Raw genomic sequence first — 12,403 nt, 5'->3', positions numbered from 1 at the left:
ATTTAGAAATATTTGAAGAACCAACTGGGAAAGATTTAAATACTTTTGCTAAAAAAAATGAATAGCTAATTATTTAAAATTCTACGTTTTAAGTTGTGGTCACTGCTATGTTGATATAAAAAAGGCGATTTTTAAATTTAAAAATCGCCTTTTTTTAGTATTTATTAAAACTAATTAACAACCACCTTCAGCAGGTGCTTTTTTCTTCTTTCGAACCGTAATTACCTTTTTGGTAATTTTTTTTACTACAACTTTTTCTTCTGAATCTATATTTGCTTTTTTTATTGATTCATCAATAAAGGCTCGTATGTCTGCATTACTCTTTTCAATACTTACATTTTTTGTAATTAATTGATTTTCGAAGTAACTATTTTCAACAGTTAAAATTTTAACATTTTTAAATCCTAATTGAGTCATCATTAAGAATGCTCCATTTACGTCATTAGGAATTGCTCCATACAATAGTGCTATTTTTCCCTTTTCTTCAATTTCTTTCAAAATATCAGTGTTATTATCACTTAAAATTTCAGAAGTAGTTATGTTAATAGCATTTTCTATATGACCTTTTTCATATTCAAATTGATTTCTAACGTCAATTAAAATAAAATCAGGATTATTTATTTCGTCTAATGAGACATAGTAATCAAAACTTATTAATTTTTCAAGTGTTTTTACACTATTAACTTTGTAAAGATATTTTGGTCTTTCAAAAGATAAGACAGCTATTAGTACTATCAATATAGTAAGTGTTCCAGCTATTGATATTCGTTTGGTTTTTTCTAATTCTTTCATAAAGAGTTTTTTATAAAGTGTCTAAAATTAACAACCACCTTCTGCTGGTGCTTTCTTTTTCTTTTTAACAGTAATAACCTTTTTAGGAACTACTTTTTTTACTACTGGTGCTACTTTAAATTCCTGAATATACGCTACTCCAAAATACATACTTGCTGCTTTTCTGAAGGTGTACAATTCAAATGCTTCAGCTGGCATGTCTTCTGTTGGTTTTGGCGGGTTTATAATAGTTTCATACCATTCATTAATTCCACCTTTTAAAACGTTGAGGTTTTTATAATTTAACCTGTTGCATAGTATCCAAGCTTGATCTGCATAAAAATGATCATTAGAATACAGAACTACATTGTATGAATTTTGGTTTAAGTATGCTTCAAAATCTTCATCTAATAATTTTGCAAGTGGTATATTAACTGCATTTGGGAGTGAGTATTTTTTATAACTCTCTTCATCTCTTACATCTATTAATAAATAAGAAGGATCTTGATTTATTAAGATATCAGCCAATTTATCAGTTGAAACATATCTTGCAGAACTAATTACGTTACTTAATAATTGTTCAGGTTTAATACCTTCATGTTTTTCGTATTTAGGCAATAAAACAAGTCCACCGGCAAGTATGATTAATATACCTGCAAGAGCCTTATATCTAAAACCTAAAACTTTTGCTACCTTTTTTTTAACCATTTTGTTGTTGTTAAATTAGTAAAATATTTTTTTATTTCTTTTACGAATGATATCAGATATTACAAAAGATAAAATTGCTATTAAGGTAAATATAAATATAAACCAATAAGGATTTACCCCTAGAGAATCAATTAATGTAATATTACCCATAAAGAAACCTTCGTAAATAGGTTCAAATAAGAAGTACAATTCAGAAAAAATGAATACTCCAATCATAATTCCTATTACATATACTATAGCATCTATTTTACCAATAGCAACAGCGCATAAGCTCGTCCCAGGACAAAATCCTCCAGCGACAAAACCTACACCCATAATTATACCTCCAATAATAGCTCCCCATAAATAAGTAGGATGAACATACATTTGTGTTATATCAACATAGCCTAGATAATCCATATAATACATACCTATTAATGATACTATAGCAGCTGTAAAGAAAACTTTTAATACTGCGAAATCATAGCCGTAAAATAATCCAGCAAGTTTTCTTGAAGATGAAAAGCCAGAAGCTTCTAAAACAAATCCAAAAACAATACCAATTAAAATGGCAATTATACTATCCCATTCGTGTGGAATTATACCGTTAGGAATTAATGGTCCCATATTTTTTTTATTTTTTATTTTATTAAATCCAATTTTTTCTAAAAAAGTAAGCAAATGCGAATGCTGAACCAAAAATGGCTAACATTGTTATAAAACCACCTGTTGATAATACAGCCATACCGCTTAAAGCAGCGCCACTTGTACAGCCACGTGCAATTTGAGCTCCTAACCCAAATAAAATACCACCGCCTAAAGCAAAAGCTAATCTTCTTTTAGAAGTTATTTTTGGTGAGTGTTGAACTCTCCAGTTAATTCGACCAGTTAAGCCACCAGATATAAATGCACCAATTAAAACACCTAAAGCTTCAAATACCAACCAAGTATTCATTGGTGATTTTTCATCACTTATAAATTTACTGTAATAAGCACTATTTTCTGCATGTGTTGGCGCAACTGTATCTACAATAGAAACAACACTACTTTTCATTGCTCCACTTGCACCTAATCCTCTACCTGTAATATAAAAAGTAAATAAGATTAAAATTCCTAGTAAGAATCCCCCAAAATAAGGGTTCCAATAAACGTGTCTATTTTTTTGATTATTTTTCATAATTTACTTTTTAATAAAGGAATCTTGTTAATTGTCCTGCTTCAACCATTACAAATCTAAATATTAAACCACCTAACAGAACTAGTAACGCAGGTACCATTGAAGGAACTTTATAGCCTATAAGTTCAATTAGTTCAAGTATCGCAGGTATTATTAACCCCAGGATTACAACAAATCCAAAGAATATTAGTGTAAATTCTCCACCAACTAATAATTGCATAGCTTCAAGTTGAACTTGTGAACCGGCATAATAACCCATAATCATATGAACTATTAATGCTAATTCAATAATAATTAATACCAAATCTATTTTGCCGAACATGTGTTTTTCTTTCTTGTTTTTAGAAAGTAAAATAATTGCTGCAGCACCTGTAGATAAACCTGAAACTAAAAATAAAGGGCCTAAAATAGCATTATTCCATAGTGGACGTGCATTAAATGCAGACAATAAGATACCTGTGTAAATACCTAAAACCAATGTTAAAGGAATTAAAACATATGCCATATATATTCTGTTTTCCTGAACAAATTTCTCAACATTAGTTAAAAATTTAAACTTTTTAAATACTTGAAGTTTTTGTTCCAATCTTGGATAAATTTCTCGGTAATAACTAAATGTCCAAAGAAAAGAAAGCGGAGTAACAATTAATAGAACCCATGCTCCCCAAGACATTGGAGATTCAATTCTAAAAGTCATATATAATTGCCAAGTATATAGTTTATGAGTTAAATCGTAAACCAAAGCTAATAACCCTAATGATAGAGCAATAGGAGGAACAATAGACGCGATTTTTACTGCTGTTGGGTATTCTTTATCTTTTCCTAATATATAGAATAAGGCAGCAAAAAATAATAATCCAGCTGATAATCCTCCCAGAAAAAGGTATAAAGAAATTGGCCAGTGCCATATTTCTAATGAAGGATCTATATGCGGTATATGTCTTCCACTTGTAAATAATTCTTCTTGCATAATTTTAATTTTAAGTTAAGTAAAAAACATGTGGATCAGTTCCTGCTTCAGGAGCTAATGTTTTATACTTTCTATTTTTTAATAATTGTGAAACTTCGCTATTTGGATTGTCTAAATCACCAAAATACATGCATTTTGTTGGGCACACAGACACACAAGCAGGCAATTGGCCTTTTTCTAATCTGTGATGACAGAAAGTACATTTATCTACGTAACCATCAGGATGTTGGTAACGTGCATCATAAGGACAGGATTCTATACAAGCTCCACAACCAATACACTCTTCAGGTGTAACAAGTACAATTCCACCATCAACTATATGACTAGCTCCTGTAGGGCAACAACGTACGCAAGGTGCGTTATCGCAATGATTACATCTTTCAGATTTTAGTTCTAAATCTAGATTTGGATATGTACCGCTAACGGTTTCAGTAATCCAATCTCTACAATACCCAATTGGTACATCGTTTTCTGTTTGACAGGCGACAACACAATCACTACATCCAACACATTTTAATGTGTCTATTACCATTGCATATCTCATATCTCAGTATTTTTATGTGGGTTTTCAGTTAAAATTGTAACAAAATTTCCTCTCATTCCAGTTCCTCCCATAATAGGGTCAACAGCTACTTTTGAAATTAATTGAGTATCGTTTATACCTTTACCATAAGTGTTGCTTAATTTTTTATTATCATGTCCAAAACCATGAACCATATAAACAGAATCCCAACGAACTCTTTCAGTAACTCTCACTTTTATAGAGAAAGTAGAAGTAACATCATCTTGATTTTTTAACCAAACCTCTTGGTTTGTTTTTAATCTAAGTATTCTAGCAACTTTAGGGTTTACCCAAAGTTTATTTTCATCCATTAAATCATTTAAATTAGGATTGTTTGCAGTTCTGCTAAAAGTATGCATTGGAGCTCTACCATAATTTAATCTATAAAAACCTTGTGGTGGTTCTGGGTGAGCTGTATATTTTGGTATTGGATCAAATCCTAAATTTTTTAATTCTTGAGAATAAAATTCAATTTTACCACTTACTGTTGGAAATTGGTATATTTCATCTTCATTTAGATACATTGGACCCGACTTACGTGGGTAATTTTTAACTCCAATTTTCTCCATTTCTTCTAAAGAAGTTCCCATTTCTTTTAATTGCCACTCAATAACTTCTTTAAAATCATCATAATTAAAATATTCTCCAACACCTAAACGTTCCCCAATTTGTTTGGCCATCCACCATGCTGGTTTTGAATCATATTTTGGAGGTACAGCGGGAACTCTTACAGCAATAGAAGGGTGTCGGTTAGTAGCTGATCGTATACCATCGAAGCGTTCTAAATAGGTACATTCAGGTAGTACTACATCAGCAAAACCTGTAACATCCATTGGCATTGTGTCAATAACAACAACAAAGTCTAAAGCTTCTAAAGCTTCTTCTAATAGTTTTCTATCTGGAATTGATTTTGTAATATTAGTTCCTGCAACCATTAATGCTTTAACAGGATATTTATTATCATCACTAGGTATCGCAGCTCTAAGAACCTCGCTTGTAATTCCCATTTCAGCTAAAGGATATTTCTCTCCAATTTCTTTCCATCCCCATTTTGGGTGATGATATTTAGGTTGTGGAAATTTAGGTACTGAAATTTTTTCTTTAAAATAAAATCCACCACGACGTCCCCAAGAACCTAATAAACCATTTAAAATAGCCATTGCTCTTGCACGTTGTGTATCATCACCATACCATACAACATGTCGTCCAGGATGGATAATTACTGAAGGTGCAGCATGAGCCATAACTCTTGCAGTTTTTCTGATTTCTTCAGGTTTTATTGTTGTAATACCATAGGCCCACTCAGGAGTGAATTGTTTTACGTGCTCTTTTAATTCATCAAAGCCTAGTCCATATTTTTCTACATAAGCCTTGTCATATAAACCTTCTTCAATTAATACATTCATCCAAGAAAGCATTAAAGCAATATCTGTAGCAGGTTTAATAGCTAACCAGTGTTTAGATTTACTTGCGGCAGTAGATAGTCTAGGATCAACAGTTATAATAGTAGCACCATTATCTATTGCATCAGACATTTCTTGAACTTGAGAATTGTGCATATTTTCACCAATGTGAGAACCAATAAGCACTAAACATTTTGTATCTCTAATATCAGTTGGTTCGGGGGAACCCACCCAACTTCCAAAAGTTGATTTAAAACCTGTTTCTCTAGGGCCTCTACATTGTGCATAAGCTGGTTCTGCAATTGTATCTGATCCAAAAGCTTTATATAAATGTTCTAAATGTGATCCTGGTGACCCGTGTTTAATTAATGCTATAGATTCAGGCCCATGAGAATCAATTACAGTTTTAAATTTTGAAGCAATTAAATCTAAAGCTTCTTCCCAACTAGCTTCTTTAAATGTTTCTTCACCATTTACTGTAGTTCGGATTAAGGGAGTTTTAAGTCGGTCTTGATCAGTATACATTCCTACTCCACCTGTACCTCTAGGGCAAAGCCTTCCTTCACAATGAGTATCATCTTCGTTACCAATAATTTTTTTAATCTCGCCTTCTTCATTTGTGTATGTCCAAGCAGCACATTTCCAAAAGCAAACTTCGCAATAGGTAGCAGTTCTTTTAAATTCTTTAGAAACTTTTTGTTTTACTAAATCATCTAAATATGAATTGGCCCCAAATACATTAATTGCACTTGTAGTTGCCGCAACACCTCCTAATCCTAAGGCAGAAATTTTAATAAATTTTCTTCTTGAAGTAGTCATAAGTTTATTCATTTTTTTTCTGGGGTAAAGATATTTACTCAGTAAAGTTTAGAGTATGATAAAAGTCATTAAATCTTTTTAGAGACAGTAACAATAGTTACAATAATAAATTGATAATCAGCAAATTATATGTGATAAATGTTACATATCTATTCGTTGAAATTCTATTGAAATGGATATCAGTTTATTAACTTTTTTAATAATTGTTTAACTAGATTTTAATTTATTGTAAATTTGAGCCAACAATTTATTTATGAAGATAAAATTCGCTAAAGTTGGTTTTTTTGCATTACTAATTACAGGAGTACTTATTCTTTTCTTTTTAAAAAGTAAAGATGATTTAGAGATAATAGGCAATCATGAAATTCAGTATATAAAAATTGAAAATATAGATGAAGAGTCTTGTTTAAATTGTCATTCAGATACAAAAGGTTATTCAGAATATCACAATCCTGAACTAATTGGTTGTATAAGTTGTCATTTAGGAAATCCTAATACTTTAGATAAGGAAGATTCACATAAAGGAATGGTTTTAATACCAGGTAATTTAGTAGATGCTGCTGTAACTTGTGGGAAATGTCACCCAAATGAACTTTCTAAAATTGAAAACTCGCTAATGACAACTAATAGTGGATTGGTTGCTGTTGATAAATATATTTTTGGTGAAGCAGATTCCCCAGATTATCATTATCATATAAAAGATATTAAAGATTCGCCTGCAGATAAACATATACGTGATTTATGCGCTAATTGTCATTTAGGAGCAGAAAAACAGGAATACGGTGAAATTACACAGATGAGTAGAGGTGGAGGTTGTAATGCGTGTCATTTAAATTATTCTGAAGAAGCTAAAACTGATTTAGTGAATTATTTATCTTCTGATAAAAAAGAATTGCCAAAATTTCACCCTTCAACAGATATTTTTGTGAAAAATGAGCATTGTTATGGTTGTCATAGTCGTTCAAGTAGAATTTCAACAAATTATGAAGGTTGGCAAGAAACAATGTTAAATGAAGAAGAGATTATAGGTTTTAAGGGGTTTAAAACTGTTGAAGATAAACGTGTTTATAAATACATTGAAGAAGATATACATCATACAAAAGGATTGTTATGTGTAGATTGTCATTCGTCACATGAGGTAATGGGTACTGGAAAAAAATATACTCACGAAGAACAAGCTGTTACTTTACAATGTGCCGACTGTCATTTTAAAGAAAAACCAAACACAATTTCATACGATTCTTTAGATGCTGAAAGTTTATTGGTTTTTTTACATAGAGATTACACACATTATGATAAAGAAATGATTGCTGTTAAAAAAGATAATCACCCATTAGTAAATACGTTTATTGATTCTTTAGGAAATGCTTTTTTAATTGGGAAAAAAGATGGTGTACTTCACCCATTAAACCCACAACCTGAAATTTGTTCAAGAGATAATGCTCATAAAAATGTGAGTTGTGCAACATGCCATTCATCATGGACTTCACGTTGTATTGGTTGTCATACAGAATTTGATAAAAATGAGCCAAGAGCATTTGATTTGTTAGATAAAAAATATGGAAAAGGGCAATGGAAAGAGCATGTTGCTGAATTTTCGTCTTCATTACCAGCAATTGGAGTTCGTGAAAATAAAGACGGAAAAAATATTGAACCAGCAATCCCAGGAATGATTATGACTATTGATAAAGGAAGTTATACTGGTGAAATTGGAAAAGATGTTACTTTTCATAGATTATATGCTCCAAATTCTCCACATACAACAATCAGTAAAGTTAGAGATTGTAAATCTTGCCATGCTAATTCTGCAACTTTGGGTTATGGAAAAGGAGAGTTAGTTTACATAATTGAAAATGGCAAAGGGAAATGGAATTTTAATGCTGAATATGCTGATAATCCAAATGATAGTTTACCAGAAGATGCTTGGATTCCATTTTTAAAGGAAGTTAAAGAAGGTGTTGTTAATTCAACTCGATTAGATTTTAGACCTTTTTCAGTAAAAGAACAACAGCAATTATTGTTGGTTGGAGCTTGTTTGCAATGCCATAAAGATGATTCAAAAATGATGCAACAAAGTTTAGTGAATGGAATAGAGCCGTTATTAAATAAATTGAGCAAAAATTGTACCTTGCCCACTTGGAATTAATCAATTTATAATGAATAAAGCTCAATTTACCTTTTTTGTATTTGTTTTGGTGTCAGTTTTGGATATTGTTGGTGTCATTTTTGAAATTCCAATACTCGTCTATATTTTTAAACCACTTATAATTTTATCACTACTCTTTTTGTATGTATTTTCTTTGCCAAAAAGATTGAAATGGTATGTAATAGCCTTAGAATTTTCATTTTTTGGAGATGTTTTATTAATGTTTTCAGGAGAGCTATTTTTTATGGCAGGATTAATTTCATTTTTAATGGCCCACCTTTTATTTATTAAAATTGTTATATCCCGAATAAAAAAGTATTCTTTATCAAAAGTTATATTTTCAATTATTCCTTTTTTAATAGTATTTAGTTTGTTGATTTTTAATTTGAAAGATTCACTTCATGAAATGCTTTGGCCAGTTATAATTTATGGATTAACCATAGCAACATTTGGAGTAGTTTCCTTAATTGATTTTTTGAATACCAAATCAAAAAAGTCATTAATAATGCTTTCTGGTGCTATTGTTTTTATGATTTCAGATGCTGTTTTAGCAATCAATAAATTTCATACACAAGATCATTTATTTGAAATTAGTATTATGATAACCTATGTTTTAGCCCAGTATTTAATTTATCGTTCAATGATTTTGGAAAAGAATAACGATTAGGTTAAAGATTTATACCAGCAAAAGGAATTTTTTTTCGTTGATTCCAAAGTATCAATGCACTAAGAATGAAAGTGCCAACAGCCATATAAAACAATGTACCACCGTCATTGTTTATCTCAATGCCAAGTTGGGTTAAATGCATCATTATAGCACCACTTATTAAGCCGGCAGTTAATAAAGCTCCTGCCCAAATAGTTTTAGGAATTAAAATTAAAATTGCTGCAATTAATTCTAAAACCCCAATTCCAATTCTTCCATAAGGTTCTAATCCTACTTTTGTGAATATATAAACACTATCAGGATGTGCGGTAAATTTAAAACGGAGCGTTTGAATTAAAATAAGTGCAACTGCAATTCTTAAAATTAAAATTAGTGATTTATGCATCTTTTTAGTTTCATTTTTAGACGAATAAAAATGAATTGATTACAAAATCACTAATTTTAATTCAATAATTTATTTAGAAAAAATTTCGTTATGTTGTTCTTGTACTCTTATGAATGTAGTTCTTTTTGTTAATTCTTTTAGTCTGCTTGCACCAACATAAGTACATGTTGAACGTAAACTACCCAGAATATCTTGTACTGTATTTTCAACAGCACCACGATATGGGATTTGAACTGTTTTACCTTCAGAAGCTCTGTAGTTAGCAACTCCACCAACATGTTTAGTCATTGCAGTTTCAGAACTCATTCCATAAAATTGTTTGTATTTTTCACCGTCAATTTCAATTGTTTTCCCACCACTTTCTGTATGGCCAGCAAGCATTCCGCCAAGCATCACAAAATCTGCTCCACCACCAAAAGCTTTGGCTATATCACCAGGGATTTTACAGCCACCATCAGATACTATTTGTCCGCCTAAACCGTGAGCAGCATCAGCACACTCAATAATTGCTGATAGTTGAGGATAACCAACACCTGTTTTAACACGAGTAGTACAAACAGAACCTGGACCAATACCAACTTTAATAATATCTGCTCCTGCTAATAATAATTCTTCAACCATTTCACCAGTCACAACATTACCCGCCATAATTACTTTGTTTGGATATTGTCCTCTAGTCTTTTTAACAAAATTCACAAAATGTTCTGAATAGCCGTTGGCAACATCAATACAAATAAATTTTAATTGTGGACTTTGATTTATGATAGCGCTTAATTTTTTTGAATCAGTTGCACTTGTTCCTGTGCTTACAGCAATATAGTCAGTCAAATTTTCATGTGCCTTACCCATAAATTCTCCCCATTCCTCTATGGAATAATGTTTATGAATTGCTGTAAAAATTTTATGTTTCGCTAATTCATTTGCCATTTCAAATGTACCAACCGTATCCATATTTGCAGCCATTATTGGGACACCATTCCATTTATGATCGCTATGTAAAAATGAAAAAGTTCTATCTAAGCTTACATGTGCTCTAGAGCTGAGTGTTGATCGTTTTGGGCGAATCATTACATCTGTAAAACCTAATTTTATGTCGTTTTCTATGCGCATTTTAATATTTTATTTTAAACAATTATACTTTTTCCTTTACTTGCCTTGTTTTTATCTTCATCGAAATAAAAATCAATTCTTCCAACATTAATTCCATAGCAACCAACTTGATTTACCAATACATTTTCACCAATACTATTTTTAGTGACTGTTGGTTTTGGTAAAAAAGTATGTGTATGGCCTCCAATAATTAAATCTATATTTTTTGTTTTTGAAGCCAATTCTAAATCTCCAATTAGCTTTGATTCTGGTTTGTAATGGTAACCTAAATGAGATAAACAAATTACCAAATCACATTGTTCATCATCTTTTAAAATTCTACTCATATCTTGAGCAATTTCAATAGGGTTTAAATATTTAGTTTCTTTATAATTTTTTTCACCTACCAAACCTTTTAATTCTATTCCTAAACCAAATATTCCAATTTTAATGTCATCTTTTATAAAAACTTTATAAGGTTTTACGTGGGTATTTAAAATAGTATCTGTAAAGTCATAATTAGCAGATAAAAAATCAAATTTTGCATGTGGTAGCTGTGCGTATAAACCATCAACTCCATTATCAAAATCATGATTACCAATAGTAACAGCATCGTACTTTAACATGCTCATTAACTTAAATTCTAATTCACCTCCATAAAAATTAAAATATGGAGTTCCTTGAAAAATATCTCCTGCATCTAATAATAAGGTATTCGGATTCTCATTTCTAATTGATTCTACCAAAGTTGCACGTCTTGCAACACCTCCTTTATTGGCGTATCTCGCATGGGAACTAGGAAAAGGATCGATATGACTATGCGTATCATTTGTATGTAAAATAGTAATATGTTTTGTGGTTTTTGTATTGAAAGATTGTAATGAAAGTCCGCCAAGTGTTAAAAAAGCAGTTGCAGTTGTAGTTTTTTGTATAAAGTTTCTTCTTTTCATACCTTTAGTTTTTTCTTTTAAATCTTCCATCAAGTTTCACTTTAATGGTATCTGTTTCTTTAAAATAATCAATAATAGCATTTCTTAGTTTGTAATCTATTTTATACAAATTCACAGGGTTTTTAAAGAAATTCATATTATCTCCACCATTTTGTAAATAATCAGATGTTAACACAAAATATGTTTTAGCAGTATCAATAGGAGTCTTATTTATTTTAAAATCAAATCCATTTTCTCTCATTATTAAATTAACTTGTTTAGAAAGAGGATGCGCCTTATTTTCAGTAATCAAGTAATTCACAAGTTCATCAATTTTATTAGAAGTTAATTCAACGACAACTAGTTCATTTTCAAAAGGCATTAAATTAAAGGCATGTTCCATAGTAATATTACCTTTTGCAATACCCGCTCTTATACCACCAAAGTTGAACATGGCAAAATCAATATTTTCTCCAGTTCTTGAATTAAAAATAGGATTTGCTTTTTGGTAACTTAAATCAGCCATTAAATTTCCTAAAGAGCTTTCTAACATTCCATCATCTCTATTTAACTCGATTGGAGTAAAACTTAATACTGCAGTCATTTCTTTTTCAACCTTTTGCTTGTAAGGTTCTATATAGTCTTCAATGGCTCTTACAGAATTAATTTCTTCAGTTATAGGAAGTTGTTTTCCTTCAATTCTAATTAAATGTGGTGGTTTGTTTTTACAGCTAAAAAGTAATGTTATTGTAAAAAATAAAATTATAAATTTTTTCATTGTTGAAATACTACTATTTT

13 protein-coding genes are annotated in these 12,403 nt (G+C 30.7%); 2 read left to right on the top strand and 11 right to left on the bottom strand.

The annotated features are described in order from the left end of the window. Positions 1-174 precede the first annotated feature (174 nt). From Q0352_RS14060 to Q0352_RS14030, 7 genes are read right to left on the bottom strand one after another with little or no spacing between them, the layout of a single operon-like run. Positions 175-792, bottom strand: coding sequence for a rhodanese-like domain-containing protein (locus Q0352_RS14060; RefSeq protein ID WP_299528578.1), 618 nt, complete (start codon positions 790-792; stop codon positions 175-177). Positions 793-819: 27 nt separating this feature from the next. After that, positions 820-1,479, bottom strand: a complete 660-nt coding sequence (locus Q0352_RS14055; RefSeq protein WP_299528575.1) for a rhodanese-like domain-containing protein — start codon at positions 1,477-1,479, stop codon at positions 820-822. Between the two features lie 15 nt (positions 1,480-1,494). Beyond that, the gene (locus tag Q0352_RS14050; protein ID WP_299528573.1) at positions 1,495-2,085 is read right to left on the bottom strand and encodes a YeeE/YedE thiosulfate transporter family protein; all 591 of its coding nucleotides are present in this window, start codon (positions 2,083-2,085) and stop codon (positions 1,495-1,497) included. 22 nt (positions 2,086-2,107) lie between these two features. Then, complete coding sequence (locus tag Q0352_RS14045) at positions 2,108-2,635, bottom strand: YeeE/YedE thiosulfate transporter family protein (protein WP_299528571.1); 528 nt, start codon at positions 2,633-2,635, stop codon at positions 2,108-2,110. Between the two features lie 10 nt (positions 2,636-2,645). Next, positions 2,646-3,605: an NrfD/PsrC family molybdoenzyme membrane anchor subunit gene (gene nrfD / locus Q0352_RS14040; protein ID WP_299528569.1), complete on the bottom strand. Its 960-nt coding sequence runs from the start codon at positions 3,603-3,605 to the stop codon at positions 2,646-2,648. A gap of 10 nt (positions 3,606-3,615) precedes the next feature. Beyond that, positions 3,616-4,149, bottom strand: coding sequence for a 4Fe-4S dicluster domain-containing protein (locus Q0352_RS14035; RefSeq protein ID WP_299528567.1), 534 nt, complete (start codon positions 4,147-4,149; stop codon positions 3,616-3,618). Next, positions 4,146-6,401 carry a molybdopterin-dependent oxidoreductase gene (locus Q0352_RS14030; RefSeq protein ID WP_299528564.1) on the bottom strand — a complete coding sequence of 752 codons (2,256 nt, stop codon included), beginning with the start codon at positions 6,399-6,401 and terminating at the stop codon, positions 4,146-4,148. Before Q0352_RS14030 ends, Q0352_RS14035 begins: the two co-directional genes overlap by 4 nt. A gap of 241 nt (positions 6,402-6,642) precedes the next feature. On the opposite strand from Q0352_RS14030, the gene Q0352_RS14025 reads away from it, so the two are divergent. Together Q0352_RS14025 and Q0352_RS14020 are read left to right on the top strand one after the other, a co-directional pair. Next, positions 6,643-8,535, top strand: coding sequence for a hypothetical protein (locus Q0352_RS14025; RefSeq protein WP_299528561.1), 1,893 nt, complete (start codon positions 6,643-6,645; stop codon positions 8,533-8,535). A gap of 10 nt (positions 8,536-8,545) precedes the next feature. Further along, positions 8,546-9,202: a lysoplasmalogenase gene (locus Q0352_RS14020; RefSeq protein WP_299528558.1), complete on the top strand. Its 657-nt coding sequence runs from the start codon at positions 8,546-8,548 to the stop codon at positions 9,200-9,202. A 1-nt stretch (position 9,203) separates the two neighbouring features. Here Q0352_RS14020 and Q0352_RS14015 read toward each other — a convergent pair whose 3' ends face one another. From Q0352_RS14015 to Q0352_RS14000, 4 genes are all read right to left on the bottom strand, one after another. Then, complete coding sequence (locus tag Q0352_RS14015) at positions 9,204-9,587, bottom strand: DoxX family protein (RefSeq protein ID WP_299528555.1); 384 nt, start codon at positions 9,585-9,587, stop codon at positions 9,204-9,206. A gap of 69 nt (positions 9,588-9,656) precedes the next feature. After that, positions 9,657-10,697, bottom strand: coding sequence for a GMP reductase (locus Q0352_RS14010; RefSeq protein ID WP_299528552.1), 1,041 nt, complete (start codon positions 10,695-10,697; stop codon positions 9,657-9,659). 14 nt (positions 10,698-10,711) lie between these two features. Further along, on the bottom strand, positions 10,712-11,626 hold the full coding sequence (locus Q0352_RS14005) for a bifunctional UDP-sugar hydrolase/5'-nucleotidase (RefSeq protein ID WP_299528587.1): 915 nt from the start codon (positions 11,624-11,626) through the stop codon (positions 10,712-10,714). Between the two features lie 4 nt (positions 11,627-11,630). Beyond that, entirely contained in the window at positions 11,631-12,383 is a 753-nt protein-coding gene (locus Q0352_RS14000; protein ID WP_299528549.1) for a 5'-nucleotidase C-terminal domain-containing protein, read from the bottom strand. Positions 12,384-12,403 lie beyond the last annotated feature (20 nt).

Source organism: uncultured Lutibacter sp. (genome assembly GCF_937891065.1).
GTDB lineage: Bacteria > Bacteroidota > Bacteroidia > Flavobacteriales > Flavobacteriaceae > Lutibacter.
The sequence above is the reverse complement of the archived record's forward strand: the minus strand, read 5'-3'. Positions and strand labels throughout refer to the sequence as shown.